Source organism: Synechococcus sp. CS-1329, from assembly GCF_025128055.1.
In the GTDB taxonomy this organism is placed as follows: Bacteria; Cyanobacteriota; Cyanobacteriia; order PCC-6307; family Cyanobiaceae; genus Regnicoccus_A.
Genome location: NZ_JAHLYS010000020.1, coordinates 26,713 through 42,934, shown reverse-complemented (window position 1 = coordinate 42,934; position 16,222 = coordinate 26,713). Strand labels below are relative to the sequence as shown.

Below are 16,222 nucleotides of genomic sequence, written 5' to 3'. Positions count from 1 at the left end.
CTGCTTCAGCGGCCCGCAGCCATTCGGCCCAGGTAGGCGGCCACCTGCAGGTCAACGCCCGTGATGGCAGTACCCACCACCACAGCGTCCGCTCCCTCAGCAAGAGCCCTGTGGGCCTGATCTGGAGAGGAGAGTCCCCCTTCGCAGATCAGGGCGGTTTCAGGGGGTAATTGCAGGCGCAACGGTGGGAGCAGATCCCAGGCCGGTGGGCGCTGATGGGCTGTGGCTTCGGTGTAACCCATCAAGGTGGTGCCCACCCAGTGGCAACCCAGCGCCGCCGCCCGCAGGCCATTCTCAACGCTGTCGACATCGGCCATCAGCGGCGCCCCCAGATCGCGCTGAACCCTCTCGATCAGCCCTGCCAGGTCGTCCCCGTCCGGGCGTTCCCTGGCGGTGGCATCGATCGCCACGATGTCGGCCCCCGCGGCCCACACAGCCCTCACCTCCTCCCAGCCCGGTGTGATGTACACGGAGCTGCCGGGATACACCCGCTTCCAGAGCCCCACGATCAGGGCCCCGGGACAGCGCTGCCGCACAGCGCCGATGTGCTCCGGGCTCTCCAGGCGAACCCCGACGGCACCCTGGGCCAGGCTGGCCTCAGCCATGGCGGCGATCACCGAGGGCTCCCGCATCGGCGAACCCTGGGGAGCCTGGACCGAGACGATCAGACGGCCCTGCAGCGCTCCCCGCAGCAGGCGTGGCTCAGGAATCACGGAACTCAGGAAGCCTGACGGTGATCATCCTGCTCCAGGGGATCCGGGAGCCAGGACCGCAGCGAATCGAGGGCGGGATGGCTGGGAGCCGGCGCTGCGGGGGCCGGCCGATTCGCCCGAGCTGCTGGGCCACCGGCACTGCCGGTTTCAGCGCGGCGCCGCTGGGCCTGCCGGGTGGGCTGGGGCGGCTGCTGCAGGGCAAAGGGTGGTGGTGCCATGGGGCCACGAGCTGCCGCAGGCTGAACTGGGAAGGCCTCCAACAACGGCCCGGTGGACGGCAGCACGGCCTCAGCTGAGGACCGGGCCGGCTCCAGCGGGGTCGGGGGGGCATCCCTTTCATCGTTGCCGAAGGTGCTGGCCACCTCCTCAACGCAGTCCTTGATCAACCCACGCAGACGGGAGAAGGGATTGCGCCGCGCTCCACTCGGCTTCTCCACAGCCCTCTCCTCTGACGTGGGTGGAGCCGGCACAGCCACAGCATCAGCTGGGGCCACGGCCTGGAGCTCGGCTTGAGCGTCAGGCTGGAGCTCAGGCTGAGATTGGAGTGCCGCCGGCGGGAAGGCCTCCAGTTCAAGCTGCGCCGGTGGGGGAACCATCAGCGGCGGAACGATCGGGGGAGCCAGAGGCCTCTCCGCCAGCTCCGATTGCATCGCGAAGATGGCCTGGACATTGAAGCTGGGCAGGGGCTCAAGGTCGGGGATCGGCCCAAAGGCCTCCGCCAGGGAAGGCAGCGGCTCAGAGGATGTGGCGGCCACCGGCTCGAGAACGGCGGGTTCGACACCAGCAGATTCGAGAACAGCAGGCTCAAGCGCTGGAGGTTCGGGAGTTGCAGGTGCAGGAGTTGCAGATTCAGCCGCGGGTGGCTCCATCGCCTCGAATTCAGCAACCGCTGCGTCCAGCTCCGCCCCTTCAGGCGCTTCAGGCACCGGGGGCTCAACGGAGTCGCTCTTGTCAGCCACGACCGCAGCCGGCAGATCAAAGCTGGCGGGCAGCAGCCACTCCGCAGGCAGGGGAACCGAGTCCATGGACTCGCCCTGAACGGGAGCGCTGAGCACTGGCTCCGCCGCTGGCACGGACGAGATGACCTCTGCAGGCCGGCTGTCAGGGAGAGCCGCAGGGGCCGCGGACCTGGCCATGGTCACGGCCATCGGGGCTGGGCAGAACAGCTGTTCACGCCACCAGAGGCGGGCGGTGTGATCGAGACCCTGATCTTCGATCAGCTTCTCCAGCGCCTCGACTCCATGGCGGTGGGCCCAGCGCAGGGAGTGGGCGGCGAGAAGGGCACCATCCCGTTGCGCGAGAGCCTGGAGGAGGTCCTGGGGCAAAAGCCTTGTGCTGACTTGGGACATGTCGTCGGCGACAGGGCGGGGATGGGGGGTGGACACAGGGTGACTCAGCTGAGTTTGCGATCCAAAACAGGCCGGATCAGAAGGAAGAGACCGAGGGCGAGGGCGGCCAGGATGCCCAGGCAGGTGAGGCCGGTGAGATCCCCGTAGGGAGCTTCCAGAACGACAGCCTGGAGGGAGAAGGTGCCGGCATAGGCCGCACGAATGGGTTCTATGGCGAAGGTAAGTGGATTCAGGGCCGCAAGCCAGCCCAGCCAGGTGGGCATGAAGGAAATCGGTGCCAAGGCGGTGCTGGCGAACAGCAGCGGCAGGTTGGCCACAAAGATCACCGCAATCAGCTCGATGTGTCCCGGCAGGGCAAAGGCCAGGCCCAGGCTGAGGGCGGTGACGGCAAACACCAGCAGCAGCAGGGTCACCAGCACCAGCAGCAGCCCGGCACCTCCGGGCCAGCCGTAACCCAGCAGGGCGGCTGTGACCATGATCGCCAGACTCTGGATCAGGCTGAGGCTGGTGATGTACAGCACCGAGGCCAGCACGATCGAGCTGCGTGAGCGCAGGGGGGCCACCAGCAGTCGGTTGAGGAAGCCGAATTCCCGGTCGAACATCACCGGCAGACCGGCGTTGAGGGCCGCACTGAAGGCGGTGAACACGATCACCCCGGCCCCGAGGAAACGGCCATAGCTCATGCCATCTGGCAGCAGGCCCTCCGGTGCCTTGGCGAAGAGGGCCCCAAACAGCACCAGCCAGATCAGGGGCTGCAGCACCCCAGCCACCAGGGTGGAGGGGCGCCGGGCCAGCTGCAGAAACAACCGGCGCGTGAGGGCCAGGGTCTCCTGGCTGAGGTCGGCGAAGGCCGAACGCTGGGGCGAAGCCTGGTCAGGCGGAGCGGCGTTGAGCGTCAGGGGTGAGGCGCTGGTCATGGCCGGGGGACGGGAGAAGCGGACGGAAAGAGAATCGAGCGGGTCATCACGACAGGGAACTCAGCGCATGGCCTGCTTGCGCTCGGCCTTGGGGTCGCGGACACCGACCACCTCCAATTCGGCATCCATCAACGTACGGCCGGTGGCCTGGAGATAGACATCGTCGAGGCTGGGTCGGCTCTGGGAGAGGGAGAACACGGGCAGCTGGGCCTGGTTCAGTTGCTGTCGCAAGGTTTCAATCACGGCCTCCCCATCCACCACCAGGTTGAGGGAATGGCCCTGGGCGCGGTTCACCACCACCTGGCGCACGCCAGGGCAACCCTGGAGCACCTGTTGCACCCGGGCCGATTCGGTCTCATCGCTGAACTCGCGCACCCTCAGGGTGACGCGATCACCGCCCAGGGCGCGCTTGAGCTCACTGGGGCTGCCCTCGGCGATCACCCGGCCGCCATCAAGGATCGCCAGCCGATCAGCCAGGGCATCGATCTCCTCGAGGTAATGGCTGCTGAGCAGCACCGTGGTGCCGGCATCACGCAGCTGCCGCAGCACCTGCCAGATCACGGCGCGGCTTTCAATGTCAAGGCCCACGGTGGGTTCATCCAGCACCAGCACCGAGGGCTGATGCAACAGACCACTGGCGAGATCAAGGCGGCGGCGCATGCCGCCGGAGTAGGTGCCGCAGCGGCGATCGACCCAGCTCTCCATGCCCAGCAGCTGGATCAGCTGCTCGATCCGCTGGCGCAGGTGGGGCGTAGCCAGGTGATACAGGGCTCCCTGGAGCCGCAGCATCTCCCGTCCAGTGAGGATCTTGTCGATCGCCACGTCCTGGGCCACGTAGCCCAGGCGCTCGCGCACCTGGCGGGGCTGCTGCAGAGCATCGAGCCCAGCCACCTGTACACCGCCGCTGTCGGGGGCCAGCAGGGTGCAGAGGATGCGCAGAGCGGAGGTTTTGCCTGCCCCGTTGGGCCCCAGCAGCCCATAGAGGCTGCCGGCCGGGACACGCAGGCTCAGGCCATCAAGGGCCGTGACCGGGCCGTAGGCCTTGCTGATCTGATCCAGCTGGATCATGGCGTCTGGCTGCGTTGCTGACACTCAGGCCCGGCCAATGGGAGTTTGCAATCTAGAAAGCGGCGGACGGGGGGTTGAGCCCAGCCAGCCATTCGCCGATCTGGAGACTGAATACCTCAGCTCCGGGCAGCCGGGCCATCAACAGCAGCAGGCAGATGCCGAACAGATAGAGAATCGACCAGCGGAACAGGCCCCGGGCCGGCGCCACCTCATCCGGGCTGAGTCCCAGGCTGTGCGCCATCTGCAGCAAGCGGCCGTTGAAGGGGATCACCAGCAGGCCATAGAGCCAGCCACCGCTGGGCAGGGCCAGCACCCCCAGCAGGCTCACCAGCACGGTGGCGCGGGCGTAATGGCCAATCGCCACGGCGGTCACTTCCGTGCCTTTCACCACCGGCAGCATCGGAATGCCCACCGAGCGGTAGTCCTCCTTGAGCAGCAGGGCCAGAGCCCAGAAATGGGCGGGAGTCCAGAGCATCACCAGGCCGAACAGCCACCAGCCGCCCAGGCCCACATGGCCGGTGGCCGCGGCGGCACCCACCAGCGGCGGGATGGCACCGGCGACGCCACCGATGACGATGTTCTGAGTGGTACGGGGCTTGAGCAGAGCGGTGTAGAGCAGCACGTAGCTGCAGAGGCCCAGCAGCGAGAGCGCGGCCGCCAGGCAATTGACGCCACTCACCAGCAGCAGAGACGCCGCACAGGTCAGGGAGACCGCCACAGCGAAGGCCGTGCCAGCCGAGAGCCGGCCCGAGGGCAGGGCACGGCCGCTGGTGCGCACCATGCGCCCATCCAGCTCCTGCTCCCAAACGCAATTGAACACGCCGGCCGCCGCTGAAGCCAGCGCGCCGCCGCCAAGGGTGCAGGCCAACCGTGGGGCCGTCATTGGCCAACCCTCGGAGAGGGCCATGCCCCCCAGGGTGGTGGCCAGCAGCAGGGGAATCAGCCGAGGCTTGGCGATCTCCAGCCAGGGCGGCAGCTTCAGCTTGGAGCGGGAGGGCACCACCTGATCGCGGCTGCTGAGCTGGGGGCTGAGGCTGGTGGCGCTAACCATGACAGGACTCGAGGTGGGGGGTCTGGGACTGAACGGGAGCCATCAAGGCGGAAACAGGAATCGGCCGGTGACGCATGGCCAGGGCACTGAGCACGGCCACCAGCAGGGCTGCCGTGAGCTGGTGGGCCACGGTGACCAGTGGCACGGCCAGGGAGAGGCGCAGGGTGAACACCCCGAGGGCGATCTGGGCAACCACCAACAGCAGGGCCGCCAAGGCGTAGGGACCTTGTCGCCGTCGCTTCTGGCTCACCAGCAGATGGGCGGCCGCCAGCACCAGCACCGCTGTGGCCACCGGCGTGGCCAGCTGGCGGTGCAGGGCCAGCCAACCGCAGTCGATCCCCGAGGTCAGACAACGGCCTGAAGCCCACTGGGTGGCCATCAGGGCACCGCTGACCGCCTGGACAAACACGGCCAGGGCGGCGCTGGCGGAGGCCAGCGACCAGCCCTGTCGTCTCAGCCAGACCAAAGGCGAAGACTGGCTCCGATCGGAGCCAGCGCTGGCGGCTGCAGGCTGAGAGGAGGCCGCGAGAGTGGACGGATCAGGCTCCAGCAGCCCCTGGTGGATGGCACTCACCAGAGCCACCAGCACCAGAGCGGTGGAGAGATGGGCCGTGACCACATCAAAACGAAGCAGCTGGGTGACGGTGAGGGCACCGAGCAGCCCCTGGACCGCCACCAAGCCAAGGGCGGCGGCGCTGGCGGCGATCAACCAGGCTGGGCGGCGGCCGGCGGGCCGCCTGAGCACCACCACCTGAAGAGCCACCAGCGCCAGACCCACCAAAAAGGCATCCAGGCGGTGGAACCATTCCAGGAACACCTGCAGGTTCATCTGGCGGCCGGGCAGGAAGGAGCCGTAGCACAGGGGCCAGTCAGGGCAGGCCAGACCCGCTTCCATGACCCTGGTGGCGCCACCGATGCCCACCAGAGCGATCAGCGCCACCACCAGATGGGAGGTCAGGAGAGTGGTGGCACGGGCGGATTGCATGGGTGGAAGCTAGCGATCGCGGCCGGTGTTGCCGGTCTGTTGTGGGGAAGCACGCACCTGCACCGACCGGGTCAATCCGCAACGACTCGCCATCATGTGCTGAGTTCCGCACAGGCTTTCGCGGCCCCTGGAGGGCCTGCGCTTGAGCGCAAGCACCGCGCCTGAGATCCCCATATGGTGGAGGGAGCTTTGTCCAAGTTGTGCCCATCCCTTCTGCCATTCTCAGCCTTGTTCTGGGGATGGCCCTTGTGCTCAGTGGCCTCTGGATCGGCCAGAACGTCGAATTGCTGCCGGTGGCAGCCAGCCTGAATGCGCCGATTTACGATCAGCTTTTCAAGGTTCTCTTCAGCATTGGCAGCATCCTTTTCATCGGGATTTTTTGCCTGCTGGTGTTCAGCCTGATCCGTTTCCGTCGTCGCGAGGGTGAAACCGGTGATGGCGTGGCGGTGGAGGGAAATCTGCAACTGGAGATTTTCTGGACCGCCATTCCTGCCGTCGTGGTGCTGTTCGTGGGCATCTACAGCTACGACATCTACGACCGCATGGGCGGCATGGTTCCCCTCAGCGATCCCCACTCCATGCATGGGGCGATGATGAGCAGCCAAGCCAGTGATAGCGACGTCAGCGCCGTGATTCAGGCCTCCGTGCTCGGCACCCCCCCTGAGCCCTCCGAGCGGATCTGGGGTGGGATCGGATCCGGTCAGGTGTCAGCCGCACCCACCCTGCCGGTGGAGGTCACAGCCCTGCAGTTCGCCTTCCTCTTCCACTATCCCCAGGGCAACATCACCAGCGGCGAGCTGCATGTGCAGAAGGGCCAGCCGGTGGAGTTGCGCATGGAGGCCCGCGATGTGATCCATGCCTTCTGGGTGCCGGAGTTCCGCCTCAAGCAGGACATCATTCCCGGCCAGCCCACCCTGCTGTCATTCACGCCGATCAAGGCCGGCAGCTATCCGATCATCTGCGCTGAGCTCTGCGGGCCCTACCACGGCGGCATGCGCTCAACGGTGGTGGTTCATGAGCCCGACGAGTTCGCCACCTGGTTCGAGAAGAACAACACCGCCACCGTGGCCGTGGCTCCCGGCGCCAGCTCCACTGGCTGAGCGAGCAGCCGCGCTGAGCAGCCTGAGGGCATCAGCTTTCGGCCATCCCGTCTTGTCCCTGAGTCCTACCCAACTGCATCGCCGCTCGCCTCCATGACCATCGCTCTTCCGCCGCAGACCAGCTCATCGCCGCCGGGGCTTCAGCCCGAGGGCTGGCTGCGCTATCTCAGCTTCAGCTTGGATCACAAGGTGATCGGTCTTCAGTACATGGTGGCCGGCTTCTTCTTCTACCTGGTGGGCGGGGCCCTGGCCGGGATGATCCGCGTTGAGCTGGTGAGCCCGATCTCGGATTTCCTCGGCCGCGAGACCTACAACGAGGTGCTGACTCTCCACGGCACAGTAATGATCTTCCTCTGGATCGTTCCGGTGGTGAATGGTGCCTTCGGCAACTATCTGATCCCCTTCTATGTGGGCGCCCGCGACATGGCATTCCCGCGGCTCAATGCCGTGGCCTTCTGGTTGATCCCTCCGGCCGGATTCCTGCTGATCGCCAGTTACTTCATCGGCGGTGCCGCCCAATCGGGCTGGACGGCCTACCCACCCCTGAGCCTGACCACTCCGGCGGCCGGTCAGGTGGTCTGGATCCTGAGTGTGCTGCTGCTGGGAGGCAGTTCCATCTTTGGCGGCATCAATTTCATCGCCACGGTCCTGAAGATGCGGCGGCCGGGGCTGAAGATGATGCAGCTGCCGATGTACTGCTGGGCGATGCTCGGCACCAGCATTCTGGTGGTGCTCTCCACCCCGGTGCTGGCCGGCACCCTGGTGCTGCTCAGCTTCGACATCATTGCCCACACCGGTTTCTTCAACCCTGCCCTGGGCGGCAATGCCGTGGTGTACCAGCACCTGTTCTGGTTCTACTCTCACCCGGCTGTTTACATCATGGTGCTGCCGGCCTTCGGTCTGGTCAGTGAAATTCTGCCGGTGCATGCCCGCAAGCCCCTGTTCGGCTACACCACGATGGTGTATTCAATTCTGGCCATTGTGTTCCTGGGTCTGATCGTCTGGGCTCACCACATGTTCACCAGCGCCACACCGCCCTGGATGCGCCTGTTCTTCACGATCGCCACGGCCTTCATCGCCGTACCCACCGGTATCAAGTTCTTCAACTGGCTCGCCACCCTCTGGGGCGGCAAGATCGCCCTCAACAGTGCGATGCTGTTTTCCTGCGCTTTCATCCTTCACTTCGTGTTTGGCGGCATCACGGGTGTTGCTCTTGCCCAGGTGCCATTTGACATCCACGTGCACGACACCTATTTCGTGGTCGGTCATTTCCACTATGTGGTTTATGGAGGCACGGTCTTCGTGATCTTTGGTTCGATCTACCACTGGTACCCAAAATTCACCGGCCGGATGCTGAATGAAGATCTCGGTCGCTTCCATTTCCTGATCACCTTCATCGGCTTCAACCTCTGCTTTGCTCCCCAGCACTGGCTCGGTCTCAATGGCATGCCCCGCCGGGTGGCCGAGTACGACCCTCAGTTCACCCTGGTGAATCAGATCAGCAGCGTTGGCGCTCTGCTGATGGCTCTGAGCACCCTGCCGTTCCTGATCAATGTGTTCTGGAGTGCCTTCTCCGGCAAGGTGGCCGGTGACAACCCCTGGAATGCCCTCACCCCCGAGTGGCTCACCAGCTCACCGCCGCCGGTGGAGAACTGGAAGGGTGAAGCTCCCCTGGTGACCCACCCCTACGGCTATGGAGTGCCCCCTGGCCAGATCGACCTCAAGGCCGCCACCGGTCGCGAGCTCTGGTCCAGCGGCCAATGACCTGGCCAGGGTCCGGTCGTCACGACGGCCCCCGGACCACCCCCGTTTCCAGTCGTCCCTGATTCCCTGATTTCCTCCTCCATCGCCAGGAGCCGCCATGACAGCCTTCTCCCCCAGCTCGGATCAGTCCCCCACCGACACCCTCGCCCCAGCCCTGGCGGAGGGAGCGGAGCTGCTGGCCCATGGCACGGCCGAAGAAGGCCATCCCGACCACCGCATGTTCGGCCTGGCCACCTTTCTGGTGGCCGACGGCATGACCTTTGCCGGCTTCTTCGCCGCCTACCTGACCTTCCGGGCCGTGAATCCACTGCCGGCCGGCGCCATCTACGAGCTGGAACTGATCCTGCCCACGATCAACACCGTGCTGCTGGTGGTGAGCAGCTTCACCTTTCATCGCGCCGCCAAACAGCTGCGCCAGAACCAGCTCGGAGCCTGCCGCCTCTGGTTGCTGGTCACCGCAGGGCTGGGCCTGGCGTTCCTCGGTGGCCAGATGGTGGAGTATTTCACGCTTCCCTTCGGCCTCACCGACAATCTCTATGCCAGCACCTTCTACGCCCTGACCGGCTTCCACGGGCTGCACGTGACGCTGGGCGCCCTGATGATCCTGATCGTCTGGTGGCAGGCCCGCATCCCTGGGAAATTCACGGCCGATCACCACTTCGGGGTGGAAGCCGCTGAGCTCTACTGGCACTTCGTCGATGGGATCTGGTTGATTCTCTACGGAATTCTCTACCTGCTCTGAAGCGACCCTGAGCGAATCTGCATCCGCCTGTCCACTATCGACAGCAGGGCTGTTATAACCATGTGGACTGTCATGCCGTCTGCCGGCAGAACCATGCTCCAGGGTAAGGAGTTGCTCGACAAGGCCCGCTCCTTGAGCAACTGCTCGGAAGACGACATCGCCCGAGGCTGTGGCTATGTCAGCCCGGCGGGACGATTGCTCAAGAAGAGTTTTTACCGGGCCCTGGTGGAAGCCAAGGGCTATCGGCTGGGGGGAGCTGCCGCCAGCACCGGAGCAGGAAAGGGGCGTCAGGCCGAATTCCGCACGCGCGTGCACGGCAACGGCAACCTGCTGATCGGCCATGCCTACACCCGCCGCATGGGATTGGAGCCCGGCCAGGAGTTTCACATCCAGATCCATCACGAAACAGGTTCGATCTGGCTCCTGCCCGTGGATGACAACGGCCCCGGTTCAGACGACCCGGTGGAGGCGGAAGGCGGCGACCCGGATTCCGCCTCCACCGGCCCAGGGTTCCCCTCCCCTTAGTCCTCCTCGGGGTGGAAGCTGGCCCCGAAGGCCAGCAGGTCGATGCCGCTGAACAGGAAGCTCACCCCCACCAGGATTCCCAGAACGGAGAGCTGGCCCCCCAGCTTCATCGAGAGGATCAGGCCGCCGAGCACCAGGGTGACCAGGCCGTTGAGCAGTCCCCAGACCCAGCCAGGTGCACCCCGGTGGCTGATCGCCACCAGCACCGCCACCAGACCTTCCACCAGAAACACCACGCCCACAGCCAGGGACAGCGCCGCCACCTGGTCGGCCACCTGCAGCGGCCCGCCGCGGAACTGGGAGATCATCCAGCCGCCGGTTACCAGGAACAGGGTGGAGACCACCAGCCGAAAGAAGGTGTGGCGGCGGCTGAGTTGACGGGCCCTCACCAGATTGTCGATCCAGCCCACCAGACCCCCCACCAGGAAAGCCAGGGCCACCATCGCCGTGATCCAGAAGGAGGCCACCACCGGGAACACCAGCGCCAGCACCCCCAGCACCAGCATCAGCACCCCTTCAGCGATGGTGAAGGTGCGCAGGGCAGCCACCTGACGGCGCTGCAGCGGGCGCAGGGGCGGGAGTGGCGATGTCATGGGGTGCCGGTGCGAGCAGAGGCTCCCCAGGCTACGGCGAGTCTTCAGCCCCAGCCGTGCTCCGCCAGCCAGGCCCGATCCAGCGGCGGCGGGGCCGATGGGGACTGCGGCGTCTGCTGCAGCAGGCGTTCGGTGTACTTCGCCAGCAGATCCGCCTCCAGGTTGACCCGATCCCCCACCTGGCGCCCCGTCAGGGTGGTGCTCCCCCAGGTGTGGGGAATCACGGCGATCCAGAAGCGCTCCCCGGCCGGGTCGCTGCCCGCCACCGTCAGGCTGATGCCGTCGACGGCCACGCTGGCCTTGTCGCAGACATAGCGCCCATAGGCGGGGTCGGCCCAGGCCAGCTCCAGCCGCCAGGAACCCGCCTCCTGCGTGATCGCCAGCACCTCACCGAGGCCATCGACGTGACCGCTGACCAGGTGCCCTCCGAGGCGGTCGGAGAGCCGCAGAGCCGGCTCCAGATTCACCGCCGCACCGGCCGCGGCCTTGACGGCCAGGGTGCTGCGCCGCAGCGTCTCCTCGCTGACATCGGCGCGGAAGCCATCCGCCATCAGGGCGCTGACCGTCAGACAGACCCCGTCCACCGCCACGCTGTCACCGAGGGCCAGCGGATCGAGGCCGCCGGCAGCCTCGATCGTCACGCCGTTGGCGTGGCGCCGCAGACGGCCCACCGCCTGAACCAGACCGGTAAACATGGGGGGTTGCGACGCTCCTGGCCATAATCGGACAAAGGGCCAGCGCTGCAGGACCATGGTGGAGATGCGCGTCGCCGGAATCGCCCTGGATGCGGCCAGTCGCAGCCCGATCGTGCTGCTGCGGGATCCCTCCGGCCGCCGTCAGGTGCCGATCTGGATCGACCAGGCCCAGGCCCAGAACATCCTGGCGGGGCTGGGGAGCACCACCCCGCCCCGACCCCTCAGCCACGACCTGATGGCTGCCCTGATGGCCGTGGGCGGCGTCAGCCTGGAGCGGGTGGTCATCCACTCGATCGAGGACGCCACCTTCCGGGCCGTGCTCAAGCTCAGCGATTCCGATGGCGAGATCAGCGAACTTGACTGCCGCCCCAGCGACGCCATCGCCCTGGCCCTGCGCACCGGCAGCCCCATCTGGATGCTGGAGGAAGTGGTGGCGGATGCCTCGATCGCGGTGGATTCAGAAGCCGATGCCGAAGAGAAGGCCGATTTCCGGCGCTTCATCGACCAGGTGAGCCCCGCCGAGCTGATCCGCAACCTCAGCCGGGCCCAGCGCCAGGACGGCCCCGATGGCGACGACAGCGCACCGAACCCGGATGCAGCGGACAGCGGCAACACCTGAGGCCGACGTGTTCCCCGAGCGGCGGCCCTTCGGCGCAGGACCTGAGGTTTCTCTGTTCAGCCTCGGCACCATGCGGGCCCTCGGCAGCGCCGAGCAGATGCTGGAGGTGTTGGAGGGGGCCCTGGAGGCAGGCATCAACCACATCGAAACAGCCCCCTCCTACGGGCCGGCTGAGGCCTACCTGGGCCAGGCCCTGGCACGGATCGGCAGTCGCCGCCCCGCTGAGCGCGCCGAGCTGGTGCTCACCAGCAAGATCCTGCCCGGGGCCTCCCTGGAGGGCGGCCAGGCCCAGTTGCGCGCCAGCCTGGAGCGGCTGGGGGTCGCTCGCCTCGACAACCTGGCCGTGCATGGACTGAACCGAGCCGAACATCTGGAGTGGGCCCTGGAGGGCCCAGGGGCGCAGCTGCTGGAGTGGGCCCTGGCGCAGGGGCTGGTGGCTCAGCTGGGGTTCAGCAGCCATGGCTCCACCCCTCTGATCGGGCGGGCCCTGGCCAGCGGGCGGTTCAGCTTCTGCAGCCTGCACCTGCATCTCTTCGATCAGGAGCGGCTGCCCCTGGCCCAGCGGGCCCTCGACGAGGGCCTGGGGGTCCTGGCCATTTCACCGGCCGATAAAGGCGGGCGCCTCTACGACCCCCCTCCTGAACTGATCGACGACTGCGCGCCCCTCCAGCCCCTGCGGCTGGCCTACCGATTTCTGCTGGCCCAGGGAATCAGCAGCCTGACCCTCGGGGCCGAAACACGGCAGGACCTGGAGCTGGCCGGACAACTCAGGGCCGCCGCCGGCCCCCTGGAGCCCCTGGAACTCCAGGCCCTCAGCCGCCTCGAGGCCAGCGGCCACGCCCGCCTCGGCCCCGAGCGCTGTGGCCAGTGCCGGGCCTGCCTGCCCTGCCCCAGCGAGGTGCCGATCCCCGAGCTGTTGCGCCTGCGCAATCTGGCCCTGGGCCATGGCATGGAAACCTTCGCCAGCGAGCGCTACAACCTGATCGGCAGGGCCGGTCACTGGTGGGAAACGCTCAATGCCAGCGCCTGCCGCAGCTGCGGCGCCTGCCTGCCTCGCTGTCCCCATGGGCTGGAGATTCCTTCCCTGCTGGCCGACACCCACAGGCGTCTGGCGGCGGCCCCCCGGCGCCGACTCTGGGGCTAGGGGGCGCTGCGATCCCAGAGCCATTGCAATTGGCGGCGCTGCTCGGCGGCCAGCGGCGGCAGGGAGGTGCAGCGTGCCAGCAGCGGCGGTGGCGGATAGAGCAGGGCCGCCACCGCTGACGGCCAGCTGGAGAGCGCCGACGTCAGCAGTTCCCGGCGCAGCGGCGGCACCCAGCCGGCCGCCAGCAGGCGGCTGATCAGGGGTGCCTCCCGCGCCTGCAGCAGCCAGCGCAACGGCGGCACCTCGCGGGTCTGGGCCGGGCGCAGCAACAGATTCCACCAGAGGGCTGAGCCGCTCTCCGGCAACAGGGCACTCAGACGGGTATCGCTGCGCAGCAGCGGCAGCACCCTCTGGCTGGGCAGCACAGCGGCCTCCACCCGGCCGGAGAGCAACAGGTTGAGACCATCGCGATCATCAAAGGCAGCGGCCTGACGGCGCAGCCGCCCGAGCTGATCGCCCAGGCGGGGATCAGCGAGGCTGGCGGAATCACCTGGAGGCAGCCCCAGCTGGCGCAGGGCCAGATCAATCACCACCCGCGGGGAGGAGGGCAGCAACAGTTGCCCCCGCAGGCTCGGCTCCAGCAGCAGCGACCAGCCTTCGGCCTGCCGGGCCACCAGCTCGCGGCGGTTGCGCAGCACCAGCAGCCAGGTGCCGAAGGCCCAGGGGTAGGCCAGGGCCGGCGCTGGTTCGGGCCGAAACAGACGACTGGGCGCCTGGGCCTCGGGCGCCAGCCCCTCCCAGAGCTCAGAGGCCGCAACAGATTCCGTTGCCGCGAACGGCTGCCACTCCGACGCAGCCGTCGCCTCCAGCCAGCCGTCGCCCAGCTGCATCAGGGCGGCCGAGCGGGCTTTGAGCACCGCTTCGGGGCCCTCCACGGGCTGGGCACGCCAGGGATCCGGCAACCGCTTGGCCCAGGCGGCGGGCAACTCCCCGCGCCCATAGACCAGCTGCACGGCGGAGGCCCGGCCACAGCCCCCCACCAGTCCCAGGCCGGCCAGGGCGGAGAGCTGCAGCAGCCTGCGGCGGCTCATCAAGCTGCTGGGGGGGCGGGAATCGGCCTGCATCGCTGGACCCTAAGCGGCGATCAACTGCTCTCCCCCAGCCGCTCCATCGCCTGATCACAGGCGGCGGCCAGGGCCTCAGGGCTGCGGCCGCTCAGCTCCCAGAGCAGGGCCAGACCACCGGCCCCCACCCCCTCCTTGACATAACCCCGCTCGTAGTCGCGCAGGGCGGCGCTGCGGCAGTGGACAAAGCGCAGGGAGCTGGCAAAGGCCATCGGCCTGACGCCCCAGCGCTCCCCCACCCGCTGCAGCAGCAGGCTGAGGTCGCTGTCGGGCTCCTGAGCCACCCAGGCGGTGGTGCCGAGGGCCCCGCAGTTCGCCAGGGCCGGGCGCTGGTGGGCTGGCGCCAGCGCCAGTGCCAGCGCCAGCACGGCCGCCATCTGGCTGCCTCCAGCCAGCAGCACCGGCACCCGCCGGCCGGCGGCCCCGAGCAGGAGGCCCGCCGCCAGGGCCTGCATCGGATCGCCAACGGCGGCCAGCACCGCCAGGGGATCCAGCTCCAGCGCCGCCACCGCTTCTGGCCCAGGCCCCAGCGGTTCCAGCCCCGCCGCCGCCAGCCCGCGCGCCGTGAGCTCGCCTTTGAGCGCATGGGCCGGCTGGCGCAGGCTGCCGCTCACCAGACCTCCAGCTTCCACCCCAAGGCCGGTGAGCACCGCCTGGGCCGTGCTGGTGCCCCCCGGCACGCATTCGGCGATCACCACCGGTGCTGGCTCGCCGGTGGGAGTGGTGTGGCGGGCGGCTGCCCAGTGGGCTCCCCAGCGCTGACCCAGCCGCAGCAGCCGCTGCACCCGTTGCCGCGGCATCGCCGCTCCGGTGCTGAGGCAGCGGGCCGGGCTGCCGCCCAGGCGCAGATGGGGGACGGCGGGAGCCACCGCGCAGCCCAGGTCGGCCACCCGGGGCACCAGGGCCAGGTCCCGGCAGACCACATGGGAGATCAGGGCCGGGCTGACCCCGGCGGGCAGGGGGGGCAGGGCATGGGGCCGCCACACCGACGGGCCCAGCAGGAGCAGTTCGGCGTCGGCGGCGGCGGTGCCCAGCCGCACCTCGGGAGTGGCTCCGGCGGCGGAGATGCCAGGCACCGCGGCGGTGTCGGTGCCAGCCAGCAGCAACAGCACCTGGGTCTCACGCCAGTCGCGACCAAGACGTTCGCACCAGCGACGGGCCTGGTCCGGGTCACCGCAGAGGCTGATCAAGGGAACTCAGAGGGGATCGAGCGCCACCAGCGACCGCAGCTGGGGCGGAGGCTCGCTGATGGGCGCCTGCAGCCGCGGAAAGATCCAGTAGGCCACCGCATGCAGGGCCAGCACGTAGATCAGGTTCTGGACCAGCACCAGGGTCAGGGCCATCAGCTGCACCTGCAGCAGGTCGGGGCCGAGCCCCAGGTTGAGCAGGGAGCTGAGGCGCTCCAGCACCCCGGCGGCAGCGGCGGTGATCAGCACCCAGAGGTTCTCCCCCAGCAGCAGCGAGAGCACCGCCACCCGCACCAGGAAGCCGGCACTGCCGATCAGCAGGCCCACGCTCCAGGTGAGCCACCAGCTGCGGCGCTCTGCCCAGCCCCAGCCCAGCCAGAGGGCCAGCAGTCCGTAGGGGAAGAGCACCAGCGGGCCGCGGATCGGCCCCATCAACGCCACCAGCAGCAGCGATGTCACCACCGCGCCCTCCCAGCCGGGCCGCCAGCCCTGGCGCACCTGCAGCAGGGCCAGGGGCAGGGGCAGCGCCAGCCGGAACAGGGCGCCGCCCACCGGCAGGTAGTAGAGGCCGGCCCAGAGCAGAGCGGTGGCAGAGGCCAGATAGGCGGTTTCGACCAACTGGCGGGCCTGGCGGCGGCTGAGACTGGTGTTGGCGCGCTTGGGGGTTGGGGGGGACGGCGGCGGAGACATCGACAGTGGCATCGCA

17 protein-coding genes are annotated in these 16,222 nt (G+C 68.0%); 6 read left to right on the top strand and 11 right to left on the bottom strand.

Annotation, left to right across the window (positions count from 1 at the left end; all coding sequences use genetic code 11):
- Positions 1-5 precede the first annotated feature (5 nt).
- From KQ304_RS03645 to KQ304_RS03620, 6 genes are all read right to left on the bottom strand, one after another.
- Positions 6-713: an N-acetylmannosamine-6-phosphate 2-epimerase gene (locus KQ304_RS03645; protein ID WP_259735757.1), complete on the bottom strand. Its 708-nt coding sequence runs from the start codon at positions 711-713 to the stop codon at positions 6-8.
- Between the two features lie 5 nt (positions 714-718).
- A complete protein-coding gene (locus tag KQ304_RS03640; protein ID WP_259735756.1) occupies positions 719-2,038 on the bottom strand; it encodes a hypothetical protein in 1,320 nt (439 codons plus the stop codon).
- A gap of 68 nt (positions 2,039-2,106) precedes the next feature.
- Entirely contained in the window at positions 2,107-2,979 is an 873-nt protein-coding gene (locus KQ304_RS03635; protein ID WP_259735755.1) for an ABC transporter permease, read from the bottom strand.
- Positions 2,980-3,039: 60 nt separating this feature from the next.
- Positions 3,040-4,047, bottom strand: a complete 1,008-nt coding sequence (locus KQ304_RS03630) for an ATP-binding cassette domain-containing protein (RefSeq protein WP_259735754.1) — start codon at positions 4,045-4,047, stop codon at positions 3,040-3,042.
- 52 nt (positions 4,048-4,099) lie between these two features.
- Positions 4,100-5,098, bottom strand: coding sequence for a heme o synthase (locus tag KQ304_RS03625; protein WP_259735753.1), 999 nt, complete (start codon positions 5,096-5,098; stop codon positions 4,100-4,102).
- The gene (locus tag KQ304_RS03620; protein ID WP_259735752.1) at positions 5,091-6,083 is read right to left on the bottom strand and encodes a heme A synthase; all 993 of its coding nucleotides are present in this window, start codon (positions 6,081-6,083) and stop codon (positions 5,091-5,093) included. Before KQ304_RS03620 ends, KQ304_RS03625 begins: the two co-directional genes overlap by 8 nt.
- Before the next feature lie 200 nt (positions 6,084-6,283).
- On the opposite strand from KQ304_RS03620, the gene KQ304_RS03615 reads away from it, so the two are divergent.
- The 4 genes from KQ304_RS03615 to KQ304_RS03600 all read left to right on the top strand — a co-directional run bounded on the left by KQ304_RS03615 (position 6,284) and on the right by KQ304_RS03600 (position 10,214).
- Positions 6,284-7,183, top strand: coding sequence for a cytochrome c oxidase subunit II (locus KQ304_RS03615; RefSeq protein ID WP_259735751.1), 900 nt, complete (start codon positions 6,284-6,286; stop codon positions 7,181-7,183).
- 93 nt (positions 7,184-7,276) lie between these two features.
- Complete coding sequence (gene ctaD, locus KQ304_RS03610) at positions 7,277-8,947, top strand: cytochrome c oxidase subunit I (RefSeq protein ID WP_259735750.1); 1,671 nt, start codon at positions 7,277-7,279, stop codon at positions 8,945-8,947.
- 217 nt (positions 8,948-9,164) lie between these two features.
- Positions 9,165-9,689: a cytochrome c oxidase subunit 3 gene (locus KQ304_RS03605; protein WP_259735762.1), complete on the top strand. Its 525-nt coding sequence runs from the start codon at positions 9,165-9,167 to the stop codon at positions 9,687-9,689.
- A gap of 93 nt (positions 9,690-9,782) precedes the next feature.
- Positions 9,783-10,214 (top strand): AbrB family transcriptional regulator, encoded by a 432-nt coding sequence (locus KQ304_RS03600; RefSeq protein WP_259735749.1) that lies wholly within the window; start codon positions 9,783-9,785, stop codon positions 10,212-10,214.
- Here the strand turns inward: KQ304_RS03600 and KQ304_RS03595 are convergent.
- Together KQ304_RS03595 and KQ304_RS03590 are read right to left on the bottom strand one after the other, a co-directional pair.
- Positions 10,211-10,807, bottom strand: a complete 597-nt coding sequence (locus KQ304_RS03595; protein WP_259735748.1) for an HdeD family acid-resistance protein — start codon at positions 10,805-10,807, stop codon at positions 10,211-10,213. The genes KQ304_RS03600 and KQ304_RS03595 overlap by 4 nt on opposite strands.
- 44 nt (positions 10,808-10,851) lie before the next feature.
- Positions 10,852-11,502: a riboflavin synthase gene (locus tag KQ304_RS03590; RefSeq protein ID WP_259735747.1), complete on the bottom strand. Its 651-nt coding sequence runs from the start codon at positions 11,500-11,502 to the stop codon at positions 10,852-10,854.
- 55 nt (positions 11,503-11,557) lie between these two features.
- On the opposite strand from KQ304_RS03590, the gene KQ304_RS03585 reads away from it, so the two are divergent.
- Together KQ304_RS03585 and KQ304_RS03580 are read left to right on the top strand one after the other, a co-directional pair.
- On the top strand, positions 11,558-12,121 hold the full coding sequence (locus KQ304_RS03585; protein ID WP_259735746.1) for a bifunctional nuclease family protein: 564 nt from the start codon (positions 11,558-11,560) through the stop codon (positions 12,119-12,121).
- Complete coding sequence (locus tag KQ304_RS03580; protein WP_259735745.1) at positions 12,096-13,265, top strand: aldo/keto reductase; 1,170 nt, start codon at positions 12,096-12,098, stop codon at positions 13,263-13,265. Before KQ304_RS03585 ends, KQ304_RS03580 begins: the two co-directional genes overlap by 26 nt.
- Here the strand turns inward: KQ304_RS03580 and KQ304_RS03575 are convergent.
- The 3 genes from KQ304_RS03575 to KQ304_RS03565 are packed head-to-tail and all read right to left on the bottom strand — an operon-like array spanning position 13,262 to position 16,218.
- On the bottom strand, positions 13,262-14,296 hold the full coding sequence (locus KQ304_RS03575) for a twin-arginine translocation pathway signal (protein ID WP_259735744.1): 1,035 nt from the start codon (positions 14,294-14,296) through the stop codon (positions 13,262-13,264). The two genes, KQ304_RS03580 and KQ304_RS03575, sit on opposite strands and share 4 nt — an antisense overlap.
- A gap of 53 nt (positions 14,297-14,349) precedes the next feature.
- A complete protein-coding gene (locus tag KQ304_RS03570; protein ID WP_259735743.1) occupies positions 14,350-15,519 on the bottom strand; it encodes a nicotinate-nucleotide--dimethylbenzimidazole phosphoribosyltransferase in 1,170 nt (389 codons plus the stop codon).
- 6 nt (positions 15,520-15,525) lie between these two features.
- Positions 15,526-16,218: a DUF2232 domain-containing protein gene (locus KQ304_RS03565; RefSeq protein WP_259735742.1), complete on the bottom strand. Its 693-nt coding sequence runs from the start codon at positions 16,216-16,218 to the stop codon at positions 15,526-15,528.
- Between the last annotated feature and the right edge of the window lie 4 nt (positions 16,219-16,222).